Annotated in this window: 18 protein-coding genes; all 18 read left to right on the forward strand. The window is 70.8% G+C overall.

Annotated elements, in window-relative coordinates:
• The first annotated feature begins 23 nt into the window (after positions 1 to 23).
• The 18 genes from CFP65_RS24980 to atpA all read left to right on the forward strand — a co-directional run bounded on the left by CFP65_RS24980 (position 24) and on the right by atpA (position 19,577).
• Positions 24 to 1,316, forward strand: coding sequence for a homoserine dehydrogenase (locus tag CFP65_RS24980; protein WP_104818297.1), 1,293 nt, complete (start codon positions 24 to 26; stop codon positions 1,314 to 1,316).
• A gap of 8 nt (positions 1,317 to 1,324) precedes the next feature.
• On the forward strand, positions 1,325 to 2,413 hold the full coding sequence (gene thrC, locus CFP65_RS24985; protein ID WP_104818298.1) for a threonine synthase: 1,089 nt from the start codon (positions 1,325 to 1,327) through the stop codon (positions 2,411 to 2,413).
• 323 nt (positions 2,414 to 2,736) lie between these two features.
• Positions 2,737 to 3,654 (forward strand): homoserine kinase, encoded by a 918-nt coding sequence (gene thrB / locus CFP65_RS24990; RefSeq protein WP_104818299.1) that lies wholly within the window; start codon positions 2,737 to 2,739, stop codon positions 3,652 to 3,654.
• A 541-nt stretch (positions 3,655 to 4,195) separates the two neighbouring features.
• A complete protein-coding gene (rho, locus tag CFP65_RS24995; RefSeq protein WP_104818300.1) occupies positions 4,196 to 6,286 on the forward strand; it encodes a transcription termination factor Rho in 2,091 nt (696 codons plus the stop codon).
• Between the two features lie 188 nt (positions 6,287 to 6,474).
• Positions 6,475 to 7,575: an LCP family protein gene (locus CFP65_RS25000; RefSeq protein ID WP_104818301.1), complete on the forward strand. Its 1,101-nt coding sequence runs from the start codon at positions 6,475 to 6,477 to the stop codon at positions 7,573 to 7,575.
• A gap of 133 nt (positions 7,576 to 7,708) precedes the next feature.
• Positions 7,709 to 7,933, forward strand: a complete 225-nt coding sequence (rpmE, locus tag CFP65_RS25005) for a 50S ribosomal protein L31 (RefSeq protein ID WP_104818302.1) — start codon at positions 7,709 to 7,711, stop codon at positions 7,931 to 7,933.
• 130 nt (positions 7,934 to 8,063) lie between these two features.
• On the forward strand, positions 8,064 to 9,143 hold the full coding sequence (gene prfA / locus CFP65_RS25010) for a peptide chain release factor 1 (RefSeq protein WP_104818303.1): 1,080 nt from the start codon (positions 8,064 to 8,066) through the stop codon (positions 9,141 to 9,143).
• A 25-nt stretch (positions 9,144 to 9,168) separates the two neighbouring features.
• Complete coding sequence (gene prmC, locus CFP65_RS25015) at positions 9,169 to 10,035, forward strand: peptide chain release factor N(5)-glutamine methyltransferase (RefSeq protein WP_104818304.1); 867 nt, start codon at positions 9,169 to 9,171, stop codon at positions 10,033 to 10,035.
• A 46-nt stretch (positions 10,036 to 10,081) separates the two neighbouring features.
• The gene (locus CFP65_RS25020) at positions 10,082 to 10,729 is read left to right on the forward strand and encodes an L-threonylcarbamoyladenylate synthase (RefSeq protein WP_104818305.1); all 648 of its coding nucleotides are present in this window, start codon (positions 10,082 to 10,084) and stop codon (positions 10,727 to 10,729) included.
• A 44-nt stretch (positions 10,730 to 10,773) separates the two neighbouring features.
• On the forward strand, positions 10,774 to 11,409 hold the full coding sequence (locus tag CFP65_RS25025) for a protein-tyrosine-phosphatase (RefSeq protein WP_104821105.1): 636 nt from the start codon (positions 10,774 to 10,776) through the stop codon (positions 11,407 to 11,409).
• Between the two features lie 204 nt (positions 11,410 to 11,613).
• Positions 11,614 to 12,870: a serine hydroxymethyltransferase gene (glyA, locus tag CFP65_RS25030; RefSeq protein WP_104818306.1), complete on the forward strand. Its 1,257-nt coding sequence runs from the start codon at positions 11,614 to 11,616 to the stop codon at positions 12,868 to 12,870.
• Between the two features lie 189 nt (positions 12,871 to 13,059).
• A complete protein-coding gene (locus CFP65_RS25035) occupies positions 13,060 to 14,352 on the forward strand; it encodes an MraY family glycosyltransferase (protein ID WP_104818307.1) in 1,293 nt (430 codons plus the stop codon).
• A 220-nt stretch (positions 14,353 to 14,572) separates the two neighbouring features.
• Positions 14,573 to 15,010: a hypothetical protein gene (locus CFP65_RS25040; protein ID WP_104818308.1), complete on the forward strand. Its 438-nt coding sequence runs from the start codon at positions 14,573 to 14,575 to the stop codon at positions 15,008 to 15,010.
• Positions 15,011 to 15,274: 264 nt separating this feature from the next.
• A complete protein-coding gene (atpB, locus tag CFP65_RS25045; protein WP_104818309.1) occupies positions 15,275 to 16,108 on the forward strand; it encodes a F0F1 ATP synthase subunit A in 834 nt (277 codons plus the stop codon).
• An 84-nt stretch (positions 16,109 to 16,192) separates the two neighbouring features.
• A complete protein-coding gene (atpE, locus tag CFP65_RS25050) occupies positions 16,193 to 16,420 on the forward strand; it encodes an ATP synthase F0 subunit C (protein ID WP_104818310.1) in 228 nt (75 codons plus the stop codon).
• A gap of 46 nt (positions 16,421 to 16,466) precedes the next feature.
• Positions 16,467 to 17,021, forward strand: coding sequence for a F0F1 ATP synthase subunit B (locus tag CFP65_RS25055; RefSeq protein WP_104818311.1), 555 nt, complete (start codon positions 16,467 to 16,469; stop codon positions 17,019 to 17,021).
• Positions 17,018 to 17,833: a F0F1 ATP synthase subunit delta gene (locus CFP65_RS25060; RefSeq protein ID WP_104818312.1), complete on the forward strand. Its 816-nt coding sequence runs from the start codon at positions 17,018 to 17,020 to the stop codon at positions 17,831 to 17,833. Before CFP65_RS25055 ends, CFP65_RS25060 begins: the two co-directional genes overlap by 4 nt.
• A gap of 169 nt (positions 17,834 to 18,002) precedes the next feature.
• Complete coding sequence (atpA, locus tag CFP65_RS25065; protein ID WP_104818313.1) at positions 18,003 to 19,577, forward strand: F0F1 ATP synthase subunit alpha; 1,575 nt, start codon at positions 18,003 to 18,005, stop codon at positions 19,575 to 19,577.
• Positions 19,578 to 19,591 lie beyond the last annotated feature (14 nt).

Below are 19,591 nucleotides of genomic sequence, written 5' to 3' on the forward strand. Positions count from 1 at the left end.
CCAAGATTGCAGAGCGGAGTCGGATGATGCGTACGCGCCCGCTGAAGGTGGCGTTGCTGGGCTGTGGTGTGGTGGGCTCCGAGGTCGCGCGCATCATGACGACGGACGCCGCCGACCTCGCCGCCCGGGTCGGGGCGCCGGTCGAGCTGGCCGGGATCGCCGTCCGCCGGGCCGGCCGGCCGCGGCCGGGGGTGCCCGAGCACCTGCTCACCACGGACGCGCAGGCGCTGGTGAGCCGCGAGGACATCGACGTGGTGATCGAGGTGGTCGGCGGGATCGAGCCCTCGAAACAGCTCATCCTCTCCGCCTTCAAGCACGGCGCCTCGGTGGTCAGCGCCAACAAGGCGCTGCTCGCCAAGGACGGCGCCGAGCTGCACGAGGCCGCCGCCGAGGCCGGGGTCGACCTCTACTACGAGGCCGCCGTGGCCGGGGCCATCCCGCTGATCCGCCCGCTGCGCGAATCGCTCGCCGGTGACAAGGTGAACCGGGTGCTCGGCATCGTCAACGGCACCACCAACTTCATCCTCGACAAGATGGACACCACCGGCGCCGGGTACTCCGAGGCGCTGGAGGAGGCCACCGCGCTCGGCTACGCCGAGGCCGACCCGACCGCCGACGTGGAGGGCTTCGACGCCGCCGCCAAGGCCGCGATCCTGGCCGGCATCGCCTTCCACACCAAGGTCACCGCCGCCGACGTGTACCGCGAGGGCCTGACCGAGGTCACCGCCGCCGACATCGCCTCGGCCAAGGAGATGGGCTGCGTGGTCAAGCTGCTCGCGATCTGCGAGCGCGCGGCCGACGGCGAGTCGGTCACCGCCCGGGTGCACCCGGCGATGATCCCGCTCAGCCACCCGCTGGCCTCCGTCCGCGAGGCGTACAACGCGGTCTTCGTCGAGGCCGAGGCGGCCGGCCGGCTGATGTTCTACGGCCCGGGCGCCGGCGGCGCGCCGACCGCCTCCGCGGTGCTCGGCGACCTGGTCGCCGTCTGCCGCAACAAGGTGAACGGCACCACCGGCCCCGGCGCCTCGGACTACACCCGGCTGCCGGCCAAGCCGATGGACCAGGTGGTCACCCGGTACCACGTCAGCCTGGACGTGGACGACCGCGCGGGTGTGCTCGCCCAGGTGGCGTCCACCTTCGCCGAGCACGGGGTCTCCATCGACACCGTGCGCCAGCAGGGCCGCGACGGCGACGCCTCGCTCGTCGTGGTCACCCACCGCGCCACCGACGCCGCCCTGTCGGCGACCGTGGACAAGCTCCGTGCGCTGGACAGCGTGCGGGGCGTGGCCAGCATCATGCGGGTTGAAGGGGAGTAGGAAGCACCATGAACGCCGTGATCCACAGAGCCGCCCACACCCACCAGTGGCGAGGTCTCATCGAGGAGTACCGCGACCGCCTGCCGGTCAGCGCGACGACCCCGGTGGTCACCCTGCTGGAGGGCGGCACGCCCCTGGTACCCGCGCAGGTGCTCTCCGAGCGCACCGGCTGCGAGGTCTACCTCAAGGTCGAGGGCGCCAACCCGACGGGGTCCTTCAAGGACCGCGGCATGACGATGGCCATCTCCAAGGCCAAGGAGGACGGCGCCCAGGCCGTCATCTGCGCCTCCACCGGCAACACCTCCGCCTCGGCCGCCGCGTACGCGGTGCGCGCCGGGATGGTCTCGGCGGTGCTGGTGCCGCAGGGCAAGATCGCCCTCGGCAAGATGGGCCAGGCGCTGGTGCACGGCGCCAAGATCCTCCAGGTGGACGGCAACTTCGACGACTGCCTCACCCTCGCGCGTGAACTGTCCGAGAAGTACCCCGTCGCGCTGGTCAACTCGGTCAACCCGGTGCGCATCGAGGGGCAGAAGACGGCGGCCTTCGAGATCGTCGACATGCTCGGCGACGCCCCGGACATCCACGTGCTGCCGGTCGGCAACGCGGGCAACATCACCGCCTACTGGAAGGGCTACCGCGAGTACGCGGCGGACGGCCTGGCCACCCGCAAGCCCCGGATGTTCGGCTTCCAGGCGAGCGGTTCGGCCCCGATCGTGGACGGTGCGCCGGTGCTCAAGCCGCAGACCATCGCCACCGCGATCCGGATCGGCAACCCGGCCTCCTGGGACTACGCGCTGGCCGCCCGGGACGAATCGGGCGGCCTCATCGACAAGGTGACGGACCGTCAGATCCTGTCCGCCTACCGGCTGTTGGCCGCGCAGGAGGGCGTCTTCGTGGAGCCCGCCTCGGCCGCCAGCGTGGCCGGCCTGCTGCAGGCCACCGAGCAGGGCCTGATCGACCCGGGCCAGCGGATCGTCTGCACGGTGACCGGCAACGGCCTCAAGGACCCGGACTGGGCGGTGGCCGGCGCGCCGCAGCCGCAGGTCGTGCCGATCGACGCCGAGGCCGCCGCGCACCGGCTCGGACTGCTCGACTGACCCTCCGTCAACGGACGGGCCGACTCCAAAGGGTCGGCCCGTCCGTGTTTGAACTGACGAGTAGGGGTCAATTCATCCATCAGCCCCCACCGCCCGGTGGGGCGAGTCGATTTCGCACACTTTCCGGCCAGAAAGGGCAACACGGCCGATCGAAGAGCGGCGGGGTGTACCGCTGTGGAACCTCTCTTCGATAGTCTGACCTCCTGCGGGCCGCGCCGTGCCATGACTGCCCGCACCGCCGGGGCGCCGTCGCGTACCCCGCCCGTAGCACCACCGGCCCGCTCCGGGCCGCACTCCCACATCCCCAGGAGAGTTCCCACCACATGGCTGGTCCTGCGTTCCGTGCCGCCGCCGTCCGAGTCCGGGTCCCCGCGACCAGCGCCAACCTCGGGCCCGGCTTCGACGCCTTCGGACTCGCCCTCGGCCTCTACGACGACGTGGTCGTGCGCGTCGCCGAATCCGGCCTCTCGGTGGACATCGCCGGCCAGGGTGCCGACAGCCTCCCCCGGGACGAGCGCCACCTGCTGGTCCGCTCCATGCGCGCCGTCTTCGACCGGCTCGGCGGGCAGCCGCGCGGCCTCGAGATCGTCTGCGCCAACCGGATACCGCACGGGCGCGGCCTCGGCTCCTCCTCGGCCGCGATCGTGGCCGGCATCACCGCCGCCCGCGCGGTGACCATCGGCGGCGCCTCCGCCCTCGACGAGGACGCGCTGCTGGCCCTGGCCAACGAGCTGGAGGGCCATCCTGACAATGTCGCGGCCTGTCTGCGCGGCGGCTTCACCATCGCCTGGACGGAGGAGGACACCGCCCGCGCGGTGACCCTGGACCCGTCCGACCGGGTGGTGCCGGTGGTCTTCATCCCCGCCGACGAGGTGCTCACCGAGGCCGCCCGCGGCCTGCTGCCCAAGACCGTGCCGCTGGCCGACGCCGCCCTCAACGCGGGCCGCTCCGCCCTGCTGGTCGAGGCGCTCACCCGGCGGCCCGAGCTGCTGCTCACCGCCACCGAGGACCGGCTCCACCAGGACTACCGCGCCTCCGCGATGCCGGACAGCGCCGCCCTGGTGGCCGCGCTCCGCGCCGAGGGCGTGCCCGCCGTGATCTCGGGAGCCGGGCCGACGGTCTTGGCGCTCTCCGACGAGGAGAACGCCGAGAAGTTGCTTCACTTCGCGGGGCCGAATTTCGCCGCGCACCGACTGCCGCTGGACCGCACCGGTGCGGCGGTGCTTCCGCTGGACGCGTAACGGCACAGGCCGCCCGAGCAGGGGGAATGCGGCTCGGGCGGTAGGGATGATTGACAGGAACAGGGCTGGGGAATGTGTCAGGGGGTCGGTAGTGTTAACCTCATTGCTGCACCAGATGCCCTCCGGGGCTCGGTGCCGCGCGTCCCGATCCCGGCATCCCCTCCGAGCGGCCAGCCCGCCCAGCGGGGTAAGCGGAAGTACGGGGCGACGATTCTCCGGGAGCCCTCCACAGCGCGTACGCAGCCTGCCTGCGCGACTGCGGCCGCATCCCGAAGCCGTGACGGCACCTGACTCCCACCCTCGGCCTCCTACCTGAGGTCCGCCCGGTCGGAGCACGTGCCGACGCGCGACGGGGGCCCGGGGTCACGCACGTGCCTCCGCACACAGTGCACCTCAGCACATCGCAGCAGCTTCCCTCCGAATGGGATACGCCATCCGGGGGGCCACCGCCTCGGACCGACGCAGACGAGCGTTGGTCAGGACAGCACAACCGGTCGCCGAGCCAGACAGGGCCGACGTCCGCTCCAGGGAAGGACCCTTAGTGAGCGACACCACCGATCTGATGGGCGCGCGCCCCGACGCCGAGGCGTCGGACGCCGCCGCTCCGGCGGCTCCGGCACGCCGCCGCCGCACCGCCGCCGCGGGCCTGGACGGCCTGGTCCTGGCCGAGCTGCAGAAGCTCGCCTCGACCCTCGGTATCAGCGGTACCGGGCGGCTGCGCAAGAGCCAGCTGATCGACGCCATCAAGGAGAAGAGCGGCGGCGACCCGCTGCTCGCCGGCTCCGCCGCTGAGCCGAAGGCCGCCCCCGCCAAGCGGGCTGCCAAGGCCGCCGAGGCTGCGCCGGCCGAGGCCGAGCGTCCGGCCCGCCGCACCCGCGCCGCGGCCACCGCCGCGGCCGCCGAGCCGCAGGCGCAGATCGAGATCCCGGTGCAGGCCGCCGCCGAGACCACCAGCGCCCCGGCCCAGGCCGGTCGCGCCCGTCGCCGCGCCACCTCGGCCGGCGGCAGCCCGACGGCCGAGGCCGAGGCCGCCACCACCGTCGTCGCCGAGGCGAAGGCGGAGGCCAAGCAGGCCGAGGCCCCCGCCAAGGCCGAGCAGCGCGAGAGCCGCGCGTTCGACGGCGACGCCCGCACCGAGACCCGCCGCGACCGCCGGGACCGCCGAGACCGCCGCGACCAGGGCACCGAGGCCGCCGAGGGCCAGGCCCAGGCCGGTGGCCAGGACGGCGAGCAGCGCGAGTCGCGCCGCGACCGCCGCAACCGCCGCGACCGCGCCGACCGCCAGCCGCAGGGCGGCCAGCAGGCCCCCGCGCAGGAGGCCGGCCAGCAGCAGCCCCGCCAGCAGCAGCAGCCCGTGGCGCAGCAGGGCGGCTTCGAGGACGACGAGTACGGTGACGGCCGCCGTGGCCGCCGCGGCCGCTACCGCGACCGCCGGGGCCGTGGCACCCGGGGCGAGCGCTTCGAGGGCGGCCCGGCCGAGGTGCAGGTCAACGAGGACGACGTCCTGATCCCCGTCGCGGGCATCCTGGACATCCTCGACAACTACGCCTTCGTCCGGACCTCGGGCTACCTGCCCGGCTCCAACGACGTCTACGTCTCGCTGGCCCAGGTCCGCAAGAACGGCCTGCGCAAGGGCGACGCCATCACCGGCGCCGTCCGCCAGCCGAAGGACGGCGAGCGCCGCGAGAAGTTCAACGCCATGGTGCGGCTGGACTCCGTCAACGGCATGGACCCGGAGAGCGGCCGCGGCCGTCCCGAGTTCGGCAAGCTCACCCCCCTCTACCCGCAGGAGCGCCTGCGGCTGGAGACCGACCCGGGCATCCTGACCACCCGCATCATCGACCTCGTGTCGCCGATCGGTAAGGGCCAGCGCGGTCTGATCGTCGCCCCGCCGAAGACCGGCAAGACGATGATCATGCAGGCGATCGCCAACGCGATCACCCACAACAACCCCGAGTGCCACCTGATGGTCGTCCTGGTCGACGAGCGTCCGGAAGAGGTCACCGACATGCAGCGCTCGGTCAAGGGCGAGGTCATCTCCTCGACCTTCGACCGTCCGGCCGAGGACCACACGGTCGTCGCCGAGCTGGCCATCGAGCGCGCCAAGCGCCTGGTGGAGCTGGGCCACGACGTGGTGATCCTGCTCGACTCGATCACCCGCCTGGGCCGCGCCTACAACCTGGCGGCGCCGGCCTCCGGCCGCATCCTGTCCGGTGGTGTCGACTCGACCGCGCTCTACCCGCCGAAGAAGTTCTTCGGTGCCGCGCGCAACATCGAGAACGGCGGCTCGCTGACCATCCTCGCCACCGCCCTGGTGGAGACCGGCTCCCGCGCCGACGAGGTCGTCTTCGAGGAGTTCAAGGGCACCGGCAACATGGAGCTCCGCCTCGACCGCAAGCTCTCGGACAAGCGCATCTTCCCGGCCGTGGACGTGGACGCCTCCTCGACCCGCAAGGACGAGATCCTGCTGGGCAGCGAGGAGCTGGCCATCACCTGGAAGCTCCGCCGGGTGCTGCACGCGCTCGACGCGCAGCAGGCGATGGAGCTGCTGCTCGACAAGCTCAAGCAGACCAAGAGCAACGCCGAGTTCCTGATGCAGATCGCGAAGAGCACCCCGGGTTCGGGCGACTGACCAGTCGTCGGTAACAGTTTCCGGGTGAGACCCCGGGCCGCTGAGCGGCCCGGGGTCTCATGCTGTTACAAGGCTGTCTTAAGAGCCGGACTTATCGGTATCTGGTTCGCTTATCCTCGAAATGACGGTCATACCGACCAGAACGAGCAGGCGTGACGCACGTCGCAGACCGTGAGGGACGACGAGGAATGACCGACAACCGTGGTGGCCAGGGCCGCCGCCGCAAGACCCGCAGCCGCCGGAGCAAGGTGCTGCGGGCCACCGCGTACAGCCTGGCCGGCCTGCTGGTGCTGGGTGCGGGGGCCGGCGGGTACGCGTACTGGAAGATCAACGGCAACATCAAGAGCGTGGACATCAACGCGCAGCTGGGCACCGCCCGGCCGCCGGCCTCGACCGGCGGGGCGTTCAACGTGCTGGTGCTCGGTTCGGACTCGCGGGACGGCTCCAACGGGAACCTGGCCGGCGGCGACACCGGTGGCACGGCCCGTTCGGACACCGCGATGGTGGTGCACGTCAACCAGGCGCACGACCACGCCACGGTGGTCTCCATCCCCCGCGACACCCTGGTGGCCCGGCCGGAGTGCACCGACGGCAAGGGCAAGACGGTGCCGGCCGTGAAGAGCGCGATGTTCAACAGCGCCTTCGAGGCGGGCGGCCCGGCCTGCGCGGTGAAGACCACCGAGGCGCTCACCGGGCTGCGGATGGACCATTTCGTGCAGATCGACTTCGCGGGCTTCGCGGGGCTGATCGACGCGATCGGCGGGGTGGACGTGACCACCACGGTCAACATCCACGACAAGGACAGCGGCCTGGACCTGGCGGCCGGCACCCACCACCTGGGCGGTGACCAGGCGCTCGCCTTCGTCCGCACCCGGCACGGGGTGGGCGACGGCTCGGACCTCGGCCGGATCGAGCTGCAGAAGCAGATGGTCAAGTCGATGATGGCCCAGATCAAGGGCATCGGGCTGGTCTCCAACCCGGCCAAGCTCTTCACCGTGGCCGACAAGCTCACCAAGAGCATGACCACCGACTCCGACCTGGCCTCGGTCGGCTCGCTCACCGGGATGGCGAACACCCTCAAGGGGATCGGCCCGGACGAGATGACCATGCTCACCCTGCCGGTGGTGGCCGCGCCCACCGACCCGAACCGGGTGGTCGAGAAGAAGCCCGACGCCGACCAGGTCTGGCAGTCGCTGAAGAGCGACCAGGCGGTGCCGCAGTCGATCGTCAGCAGCCAGCCGGCCAACCCGGCCGACTCCTCGGCCTCGCCCAAGGCCGCCGCTCGTTAGGGCCCGGAATAGTTCCGGCCGCCACCCGGTTTGGGAAGAAGCGGCCAGTCCTGGCAGACTGGTCCGTCGGTCCCGGTTCACGAGCAGCCTCCGGCTGCCGACCCGGTGCCCTCCCGAAACCTAGGAGAATCCCTTGAAGCCCGACGTTCACCCCCAGTACGTGGTCACCTCGGTGACCTGCACCTGCGGCGCCGAGTTCACCACCCGCTCGACCGAGACCAGTGGCGTCATCCGCGCCGAGGTCTGCTCGCAGTGCCACCCGTTCTACACCGGCAAGCAGAAGATCCTCGACACCGGTGGCCGCGTCGCCCGCTTCGAGGCCCGCTTCGGCAAGGCCCACAGCGGCAAGCAGGCCTAACGCCCGTACGGCGCCGGTCTCTGGCGTCCCCGCACAGCAGTGCGGGGGCGTCCGGGCCGGCGCCGTTCGCGTCCCTCCGGGTTTCCCCGCCCGTCCCCCCGTCGAGATCCCACCGGAAGTAGGCCCAGTCATGTTCGAGGCAGTCGCAGAGCTCCTCGTCGAGCACGCCGCCCTCGAGGAGCGGCTGGCCGACCCGTCGGTCCACGCGGACCAGAACAACGCGCGCAAGCTCGCCAAGCGCTACGCCGAGCTGACCCCGATCACCGCGACCTACCGCGCCTGGAAGCAGGCCGTCGAGGACATCGAGGCCGCCAAGGAGCTCGCGGCGGAGGACCCGGAGTTCATCCCCGAGGTGAAGGCCTCCGAGGCCCGCCGGGACGAGCTGACCGAGGAGCTGCGGCTGCTGCTGGTGCCCCGGGACCCCAACGACGACAAGGACGTCATCCTGGAGGTCAAGGCGGGCGAGGGCGGCGAGGAGTCCGCGCTGTTCGCCGGCGACCTGCTCCGGATGTACCTGCGCTACGCCGAGCGGGTGGGCTGGAAGACCGAGATCATCGACGCCAACGAGTCCGACCTCGGCGGCTACAAGGACGTCTCGGTGGCCGTGAAGACCAAGGGGAGCGCCGAGCCCGGCCAGGGCGTCTGGGCCCGGCTGAAGTACGAGGGCGGGGTGCACCGCGTGCAGCGGGTGCCCGCGACCGAGTCGCAGGGCCGGATCCACACCTCGGCGGCCGGCGTGCTGGTCACCCCCGAGGCGGAGGAGGTCGAGGTCGAGGTGCTGGCCAACGACCTGCGGATCGACGTGTACCGTTCCTCGGGCCCCGGCGGGCAGTCGGTCAACACCACCGACTCCGCCGTCCGGATCACCCACCTGCCGACCGGTATCGTGGCCTCCTGCCAGAACGAGAAGAGCCAGCTCCAGAACAAGGAGCAGGCCATGCGCATCCTGCGCTCGCGGCTGCTGGCCGCCGCGCAGGAGGCCGCCGAGCAGGAGGCGTCGGACGCCCGCCGCAGCCAGGTCCGCACGGTGGACCGCTCGGAGCGGATCCGGACGTACAACTTCCCGGAGAACCGGATCTCGGACCACCGGACGGGCTTCAAGTCGTACAACCTGGACCAGGTGCTCGACGGCGAGCTCAACGCGCTGATCCAGTCCTGCGTGGACGCCGACGCCGCGGCCAAGCTGGCCGCGGCGTCGCAGGAGAACTGACCCGAGCGACCAGGAGACCTTCGCGATGAACCTGCTGCTCGCCGAGGTGGCCCAGGCCACCCAGCGGCTGGCCGCGGCCGGCGTGCCGTCGCCGCGCTTCGACGCGGAGGAACTCGCCGCGCACATCCACAACGTCAAGCGCAGCCAGCTGCACACGGTGAAGGACGCCGACTTCGACGCCCGGTACTGGGAGGCCATCTCGCGCCGCGAGGCGCGGGAGCCGCTCCAGCACATCACCGGGCGGGCGTTCTTCCGCTACCTGGAGCTGGAGGTCGGCCCCGGGGTGTTCGTGCCCCGGCCGGAGACCGAGTCGGTGGTCGAGTGGGCCATAGACGCCGTCCGCGACATGGACGTGGCGGAGCCCCTGGTGATCGACCTGTGCACCGGCTCCGGCGCGATCGCGCTGGCGCTGGCCCAGGAGCTGCCGCGCTCGACCGTGCACGCCTTCGAGCTGGACGAGGGCGCGATGCAGTACACCCGGCGCAACATCGCCAACAGCTCGGACCGGGCCCGGATCACCCTGCACGCGGGGGACGCCACCCGGGCCTTCGAGGACGACCGCTCCTGGGACGGCCGCTTCGACCTGGTGATCTCCAACCCGCCGTACATCCCGCTCACCGAGTGGGAGTACGTCGCGCCCGAGGCCCGTGACCACGACCCGCAGATGTCGCTCTTCTCGGGCGAGGACGGCCTGGACACCATCCGGGGCATCGAGCGGGTGGCGGCGCGGCTGCTGCGGCCCGGCGGAGCGGTCGTCATCGAGCACGCCGACACCCAGGGCGGCCAGGTGCCGTGGATCTTCAACGAGGAGGGCGGCTGGACGGACGCGGCCGACCACCGCGACCTGAACAACCGACCCAGGTTCACCACCGCGCGCAAGGCGTCGCTGTGAACCTCGCTGTGATCTTCATGTGCCATCTCGGAAGGGGACCGTACCGATGAGCCGCCGATACGACTGTGCAGACGCCGGAGAGCGCGCCACCGGGCTGCGCGAGGCCGCATCCGCGATCCGCCGGGGCGAGCAGGTGGTGATCCCCACCGACACGCTGTACGGCATCGGCGCGGACGCCTTCAACGCGGAGGCCGTGGCCGGCCTGCTGGCCGCCAAGGGCCGGGGCCGGAACATGCCCTCGCCGGTGCTGGTCGGCTCGCCGACCACCCTGCACGGCCTGGTCACCGACTTCTCCGAGCAGGCCTGGGAGCTGGTCGACGCCTTCTGGCCCGGCGGGCTGACCCTGGTCGCCAAGCACCAGCCCTCGCTCCGCTGGGACCTGGGCGAGACCCGGGGCACCGTGGCCGTCCGGATGCCGCTGCACCCGGTCGCCCTGGAGCTGCTCAACACCACCGGCCCGCTGGCCGTCTCCAGCGCCAACAAGACCGGCGGGCCCTCGCCCGCCACCTGCGACGAGGCCTTCGAGCAGCTCGGTGAGGCCGTCTCGGTCTACCTGGACGGCGGGGTCGCCAACTTCTCCCAGGCCTCCTCGATCGTCGACGTCACGGGCAAGGTCCCGGTCCTGCTGCGGGCCGGCGCGGTCAGCGTCGAGCAGCTGAGGGAGGTCATCCCGGACCTGGAGGCCGGCAGTTGACGGCGGCCTCGCTGCACGGAGTGGGCTCCGGCCCGCTCCCCGGCATACCCGGCTACGTCGCCGTCGCCCCCAGGCCGGTGGACACCTTCCGGATCCTGTTCGTCTGCACCGGCAACGTCTGCCGCTCGCCGATCGCGGAGCGGCTGACCCGGCATGAGCTCCGGGCCCGGCTGGACGGCTCGCTGGCCGGCCGGATCCTGGTCGAGAGCGCCGGCACCTGGGGCCACGAGGGCGCCCCGATGGAGGCGCACGCCGCCACCGTGCTCGGTGAGTACGGCGTGGACAGCGGCGGCTTCGTCGGCCGCGAGCTGCTGGACGAGCACGTGGTCGGCGCCGACCTGGTGCTGACCGCGACGCTGGACCACCGCGCGCAGGTCATCTCGATGGGCCACGCGGCGGGTCTGCGGACCTTCACGCTCAAGGAGTTCACCCGGCTGGTGCGGCGGATCGACCCGTCCACCCTGCCGGACGCCCGGAGCGGGGCCCAGGTGGCCGAGCGGGCCCGGGCGCTGGTCCGTGCCGCCGCAGCCCTGCGGGGCTGGCTGCTCGCCTCCTCGCCGGAGTCGGACGAGGTCGACGATCCGTACGGGGCGCCGATCGGGATGTTCCGGAACTGCGGCGAGGAGATATTCGACGCCCTGGACCCGGTGGTGACGGCCCTGACCGGGGTGGGGCGCTAGCCACCGGGGGCGCGGGGCCCCTCTTGATTGACTACGCGCGCGGGATGGGCTCTACGGGGTGCACGGTTGCGCGCGCAGTTCCCCGCGCCCCTGTTGTGGTTGCTCTGAGCGGTTTGGCTCTCTCGGCGTAGCTGACGGGCCGGAAGGTGGGCCCGGTCATACGCTGGAGGGGATCCTGCCCCGCCGCCGTCCGGGAGTGCCGCCATGATCGTCACCGATTCCGCTGTCGGGTGGGAGGCTCCGCCGGCCCTGGTGAGCGCTGATCCGGAGCTGGCCGACCTGTTGGGGGCCGAGGCCGTCCGCCGCTCGGAGACGCTGCAGTTGCTGGCGGGGGAGAACGTGACCAGCCCGGCCGTGCTGGCGGCCCTGGCCGGGCCGCTGGTGGACAAGTACGCCGAGGGGTACCCGGGGCGTCGGCACCACACCGGGTGCGCGTTGGCGGATGCCGCCGAGCTGCTGGCGGTGGAGCGGGCCGAGCGGCTGTTCGCCGCCGAGCACGCCAACGTCCAACCGAGGTCGGCGACTTCGGCGATGCTCGCGGTGTACGCGGCGCTGCTGCGGCCGGGTGACGTGGTGCTGGCGATGTCGCTGGAGCACGGCGGGCACCTCAGCTGCGGGTCGCGGGCGAACTTCTCCGGGCGGTGGTTCGACTTCGTCGGCTACGGGGTGGGGGAGCAGAGCGGGCTGGTCGACCTCGACCAGGTGCGCGAGCTGGCCAAGGTGCACCGGCCGAAGGCGATCGTGGCGGGCGGCATCTCGTACCCGCGTGAGCTGGACTGGGCGGGCTTCCGGGAGATCGCCGACGAGGTGGACGCCTACCTGATCGCCTCGGCGGCCCAGATCACCGGTCTGGTGGCGGCCGGGGTGGCGGCCTCCCCGGTGCCGTACGCCGACGTGACGGTGGCGGCCACCCACAAGCTGCTGCGGGGGCCGCGGGGTGGCCTGCTGCTGACCGGGCGCGAGCTCGCGGACCGGATCGACCGGGCGGTCTTCCCGTTCTCGCAGGGCGGCGCCGCGATGAACGAGGTGGCCGGCAAGGCCGTCGCGCTCGCGCAGGCGGGTACGCCGGAGTTCGGCGCGTACGTGCGGCGCGCGGTGGCCGGTGCACGCTCCCTGGCGGGCGCCCTGGGGGCGGCCGGGGCCCGTCCGCTGACGGGAGGCACCGACACCCATCTGGTGACCGCCGACGTCTCCCCGCTCGGCCTGACCGGCCTGGAGGCCGAGCGCCGCTGCGCGGCGGCCGGGCTGATGCTGGGCAAGTGCGCGATCCCGTACGACCCGGCGCCGGCCGCCGAGACCTCCGGCATCCGGCTGGGCACGGGGGCGGTGGCGGCCCAGGGGATGGCGGAGGAGGGCTTCGCGGAGCTGGGGGAGCTGCTGGTCGCGGCGTTGACCGGAGTGGACGCGGCGAGCGCGGGTAGCCGAGTACGGGAGGTGGCCCGGGCGCTGGCCACCGGGTGAGCTGCCGGGATCTTGCGGTCCGGTTCTTCCGTTTCGCGCAGTTCCCCGCGCCCCTGGTGGTGAACCGGGTGCACAAGGTCTGCGTCCAACTGAATAAGGTGTGCACCGTGGCGACGCACCTCGAATCCCGGACAGGCACGGGAGTACCCTCCGTACTCACCCGTCGGACCGTCGCGAAGGAGGCCGGCCGTGCGTGAATACCTGCTGGTGCTCTTCACGACGGCGGCCGTGACGTACCTGCTGACCGGGCCGGTGCGGAAGTTCGCCATCGCCGCCGGCGCGATGCCGGCCGTGCGGGCGCGCGACGTGCACCGGGAGCCGACGCCCCGCCTCGGCGGGATCGCGATGTTCGGCGGGCTCTGCGCCGGGCTGCTGGTCGCCTCCCAACTGACGCACCTCGGACGGATGTTCGTGCAGAGCGCGGACGTCAAGGCGCTGCTCTCGGGCGCGGGCATCATGTGGGTGCTCGGGGTGCTCGACGACAAGTGGGGCGTGGACGCACTGGTGAAGCTCGGCGGTCAGATGATCGCCGCCGGTGTGATGGTCTGGCAGGGCGTCACGGTGATCTCGATCCCGGTGCCCGGCTTCCAGACGGTGACCCTGTCGCCCACCCAGGGGATGATCATTTCGGTAACCCTGGTCGTCGTCATGGTGAACGCCGTGAACTTCATCGACGGCCTGGACGGCCTGGCGGCGGGCATGGTCTGCATCGCCGCGATGGCGTTCTTCCTCTACTCGTACCGGCTCTGGTACGGCTACGGGATCTCCGACGCGGCCCCCGCCGTGCTGTTCAGCGCGCTGCTGATCGGCATGTGCCTGGGCTTCCTGCCGCACAATCTGCACCCGGCCCGGATCTTCATGGGCGACTCGGGCTCGATGATGCTCGGCCTGATGCTGGCCGTCTCGGCGATCTCGATCACCGGCCGCGTCGACCCCGACCTGGTGACCGCGCAGACCGGCGGCTCGCAGACCGCCGCGATCCACGTGCTGGTGCCGATCTACATCCCGCTGCTGCTGCCGCTGACCGTCATCGCGCTGCCGCTGGCCGACCTGCTGCTCGCCGTGGTGCGCCGCACCTGGGCCGGCAAGTCGCCCTTCGCGGCGGACAAGCAGCACCTGCACCACCGCCTGCTCGAGGTCGGCCACTCGCACAGCCGGGCCGTGCTGATCATGTACTTCTGGGCCGCGCTGATCGCCTTCGGCACGGTGGCCGTCTCGATCACCAACACCGCCCGGGCCGTGGTGCTGGCCTTCGCCGGGCTCTGCCTGGTGGGCATCGTGGTGCTGCTGATGCCGCGCTTCCGCCCGCACGCCCCGCGCGCGGTGCAGGCCTTCGTGCCCCCGCGCTACCGCAAGCCGGAGCCGGCGGAGCCGGTCGCGCCGGCCATGGCGGAGCTCTCGGCGGAGGACAAAGAGCTGCTCGGACGGCTCGGCACCGGGGCCCACGCGATCGGCAGCAACCGTGCGGAGCGCGGGAACTGACGATCCGTCAACCCGACACGCCGCAGCCACGGCACGGTTGACCCCTCGGTGTGACAGGTACCACACCTTCATGGTAAAGCTCTAATCAAATAGTTTGTGATACCGTTCACGAGTACCGAGAATGCGCCGAAAGACCCAACGGGTAGAGGACTTACGTCCCCGGCGCCCCCCGAGTGCCGCTGCCCCCCTGTTTCATCGACATGCCGCCGGAGTTGCCGACATGCCGTCCCACGACGCCCGGATCCCCCTCCGTGGCGCCGCAATCCCCACTGCGGTCGCCGGGGTTGCCGCCATTGCCATCTCCGGTGCAGTGGTGGGCTCCAAGGGCGCGATCGGTGCGGCAGCAGCGCTCCTGGTGGTACTCGCCTTCTTCGCCTCAGGCCAGGTCGCCCTCGACCGGCTGACGCGGAACAACCCGCAGATGATGATGGCCGCCGGGCTGCTGGTGTACACCACGCAGATCCTGCTGATCGGCGTCGTCCTCGCGTTGTTCAAGAACACCACGCTCTTCGACACCAAGACCTTCGGTCTCACCGTGCTCGGCTGCGCCCTGATCTGGACGGGTTTCCAGGTCCGCGCCGGCATGAAGGCCAAGATCTACTACGTCCAGCCCGGCCCCGAGCCTGAACGGAAGTCGAAGTCCGGGCGTCAACCGTGACGTCTGACGGCTGTCCCCCGCCCGAGGGGGGCGGTGTTTATGCCGCACTGACGGGCTGCTATCGTCCGTCGCAACAACGAAGTACGGGAAGAGGCCTGGTCCCTCCGCCAGCCGGACGGATCGCCCCCCGCACTCGTAGAGCCTTCGAAGATCCCGCAGCCTTCTCTCAGGCCGCGCCGGGTCGGCGAGATCCCCAACAAGTCCCAGTGCCGTTCCGTGGCCCCAGGCCGCGCCGACACACCGAGGTTGCCGTAACCATGCGTCATGACGAAGGAGTCTGTGGTGGGTGCTGACGTGACTACGCAGCTTGCCTCTGAGGCCGGGTGCCACCTGAACTCCGGCTGCGGCTTCCCCGCCCCCGGCCTGAACGAGTTCGACTTCAAGCCGATCTTCTCGATCGGCAGCGTCGACTTCACCAAGCCGATGCTGCTGTCGATCATCTGCGCGCTGCTCGTCGTGGGCTTCTTCTGGGCCGCCTTCGCCAAGCCGAAGCTGCTCCCGGGCAAGCTCCAGCTGGTCGGCGAGATCGGGTACGACTTCGTCAAGCGGAGCATCGTGCTGGAGACGATCGGCAAGAAGGGCGAGAAGTACGTCCCGATGCTGGTCTCGATGTTCTTCTTCGTGTGGATCATGAACATCATGTCCATCATCCCGTTCGCCCAGTTCCCGGTGATGTCCCGGATCGCGTTCCCGGTCGGGCTCGCGCTGGTCGTGTGGATCACGTACATGACGCTCACCTTCAAGAAGCACGGCTTCGTGGGCGGTCTGAAGAACCTCTGCTGGCCGTCGGGCATCCCCGGCTGGGTCATGTTCATCCTGGTGCCGATCGAGTTCTTCTCGAACATCTTCGTGCGCCCGTTCACGCTCGCGGTCCGAGCCTTCGCGAACATGTTCGCCGGCCACCTGCTGATCGTGATGTTCTCCGTCGCCTCCTGGTACCTGCTCAGCCCGAGCATCGGTGCCCTGTACGGCTCGGTCTCCTTCGTGGTCGCCGCCGCGCTGACCGCCTTCGAGCTCCTGGTGCAGTTCCTGCAGGCCTACATCTTCGTGATGCTCGCCAGCAGCTACATCGCCGGTGCCCTCGAAGAGGCCCACTGAGCCCCGCAGCCTCCCGGCTGCAACCCCTCCAGTCTCCGGTGGCCAACACCCACCGGTTCTCCACCCCGTAAAGGATTAGCTGAGATGTCCGCTCTCGCTGAGGTCACCGGTTCCGTCGCGTCCATCGGCTACGGCCTTGCTGCGATCGGCCCCGGCATCGGTGTCGGTCTGATCTTCGGCAACGGTGTGCAGGCCATGGCCCGTCAGCCCGAGGCTGCCGGCCTGATCCGCTCCAACATGTTCATCGGCTTCGCGCTGACCGAGGCGCTCGCGCTCATCGGCATCGTGATGCCGTTCGTGTTCGGCAAGTAATTCCGAACCGGCACACCGACAGCCCTTTTCCACGAAAGGTTCAGATATGACCGGGTTCGCCCTTGCGGCGGAGGAGAAGATGAATCCTCTTCTCCCCGCGTGGCCCGAGATCATCATCGGCCTGCTCTGCTTCTTCATCGTCTTCGGGCTCCTCGGCAAGAAGCTCCTGCCCAGCATCGAGAAGGTGCTGTCGGAGCGCCGGGACGCCATCGAGGGCGGCATGGAGCGCGCTGAGACCGCTCAGGCCGAGGCCCAGGCCCTGCTTGAGCAGTACCGCGCGGAGCTGGCCGAGGCCCGTCACGAGGCCGCTCGGATCACCGAGCACGCCCGTGAGCAGGGTGCGGCCCTGATCGGCGAGATGCGCGAGGAGGGCCAGCGTCAGCGCGAGGCCATCATCGCCGCCGGTCACGCCCAGATCGAGGCCGACAAGAAGCAGGCGACGGCCGCCCTGCGCCAGGATGTGGGTTCGCTGGCTTCGCAGCTGGCCTCCCGCATCGTGGGTGAGTCCCTGGAGGACTCCGCCCGGCAGAGCGGCGTGATCGACCGCTTCCTGGCGGACCTGGAGGCCAAGGCCACCTCGTCTGCGGCGGTTGCCAAGTGATCGGCGCCAGTCGCGAGGCGCTGGCCGCCGGTCGCGAGAACCTGGAGAGCCTGACCGACAACACCTCGGTGGACGCGGTCAAGCTCGCCGAGGAGCTCGCCTCCGTCACCACCCTGCTGGACCGCGAGGTCTCGCTGCGCCGCCTCCTCACCGACCCCTCGCGGTCCGGTGAGGACAAGGCCCGGCTGATCGCCTCGCTGCTCGGCGGGCAGGTCTCCGGCGAGACGGTCGACCTGGTCTCCGGCCTGGTCCGCTCCCGCTGGTCGGGCTCGCGCGACCTGGTCGACGGGGTCGAGGAGCTCTCGGCGTACGCCGAGGTCATCGCCGCCGACAAGGCCACGAAGCTGGACAACGTCGAGGACGAGCTCTTCCGCTTCGGCCGGATCGTCAGCGGCTCGCACGAGCTGCGCGGCGCGCTGACCGAGCCGAAGGCGACCGCCTCGGCCAAGGCCGAGCTGGTCAAGAAGCTGCTCGGCGCTCGCGCCGAGGCGGCCACCGTCCGCCTGGTCACCACCCTGGTCGCCCACCCGCGTGGCCGTAGCCTGGAGCAGGGCCTCGACGCCTACTCCAAGCTCGCCGCCGCCCGGCGCGACCGCATGGTGGCCGAGGTCACCACCGCCGTGCCGCTGTCGGACAGCCAGAAGGAGCGCCTCACCGCTGCTCTGACCCGGCTCTACGGCCGCCCGGTGCACCTGAACATCGACATCGACCCCGAGGTCCTCGGCGGTGTCCAGGTGAAGATCGGTGACGAGGTCATCGACGGCACCGTGTCGAGCCGCCTGGAGGGCGCTCGTCAGGCCCTCGAAGGCTGACCGGGCGCCACTAGGCACCGAGCAACATCCGACCCTCGGTCGGGAACCGGCTCCACAACGGAGCCGGCAAATCGTACGGCCGGTTCGGTGACGACCCGGCCGAGAGTCGAATACTTGCGGCCCTCAATGGCGGGCCGAGGATCGCAAACTAGGAGAGCAGGGAAGCCTGATGGCGGAGCTTACGATCCGTCCGGAGGAGATCCGGGACGCGCTGGCCGACTTTGTCCAGTCGTACCAGCCGGACGCCGCTTCTGTGGCAGAGGTCGGCACGGTCACCGAGGCCATGGACGGCATTGCCAAGGTCGAGGGTCTCCCCTCGGTCATGGCCAACGAGCTGCTGAAGTTCGAGGACGGCACCCTCGGCCTCGCGCTGAACCTCGACACCCGCGAGATCGGTGTCGTCATCCTCGGCGAGTTCAGCGGCATCGAGGAGGGTCAGACGGTGCACCGCACCGGCGAGGTCCTCTCCGTCCCGGTCGGCGAGGGCTACCTCGGCCGCGTCGTGGACCCGCTGGGCAACCCGATCGACGGTCTGGGCGAGATCGCCTCCACCGGTCGCCGCGCCCTGGAGCTGCAGGCCCCCGGCGTCATGGTTCGCAAGTCGGTCCACGAGCCGATGCAGACCGGCATCAAGGCCATCGACGCGATGACCCCGATCGGCCGTGGCCAGCGTCAGCTGATCATCGGTGACCGCCAGACCGGCAAGACCGCGGTGGCGATCGACACGATCATCAACCAGCGCGACAACTGGCGCTCGGGCGACCCGAAGAAGCAGGTCCGCTGCATCTACGTCGCCATCGGCCAGAAGGGCTCCACCATCGCGTCCGTCCGCGGCGCCCTGGAGGAGGCCGGCGCGCTGGAGTACACCACCATCGTGGCTGCTCCCGCCTCCGACCCGGCCGGCTTCAAGTACCTCGCCCCGTACACCGGCTCGGCCATCGGCCAGGAGTGGATGTACGACGGCAAGCACGTCCTCATCATCTTCGACGACCTGTCGAAGCAGGCCGAGGCCTACCGCTCCGTCTCCCTGCTGCTGCGCCGCCCGCCGGGCCGCGAGGCCTACCCGGGTGACGTCTTCTACCTGCACTCGCGCCTGCTCGAGCGCTGTGCCAAGCTCTCGGACGAGCTGGGCGCCGGCTCGATGACCGGTCTGCCGATCATCGAGACCAAGGCCAACGACGTCTCGGCGTACATCCCGACCAACGTCATCTCCATCACCGACGGTCAGTGCTTCCTGGAGTCCGACCTGTTCAACGCCGGCATCCGCCCGGCCGTGAACGTCGGTATCTCGGTCTCCCGCGTCGGTGGCTCGGCCCAGATCAAGGCCATGAAGTCGGTCGCCGGCCGTCTGCGCCTGGACCTCGCCCAGTACCGCGAGCTGGAGGCGTTCGCCGCCTTCGGTTCCGACCTGGACGCGGCCTCCAAGGCCCAGCTGGAGCGCGGTGCGCGCATGGTCGAGCTGCTCAAGCAGGGCCAGTACCAGCCGTTCCCGGTCGAGGAGCAGGTCGTCTCCATCTGGGCCGGCACCACCGGCAAGCTGGACGACGTCCCGGTCGCCGACATCCGTCGCTTCGAGCGTGAGTTCCTCGACAACCTGCGGGTCGAGCACAAGAACCTGCTCGCCGCGATCGTCGAGACCTCGAAGCTGGAGGACGGCACGATCGACGCGCTGACCGAGGCGATCAAGTCGTTCAAGCTGGGCTTCACCACGGCCGACGGCAAGCTGCTCTCCGAGCAGGCCTGAGTCCGGTAGCGAGG

It is taken from the genome of Kitasatospora sp. MMS16-BH015, assembly GCF_002943525.1.
In the GTDB taxonomy this organism is placed as follows: domain Bacteria; phylum Actinomycetota; class Actinomycetes; order Streptomycetales; family Streptomycetaceae; genus Kitasatospora.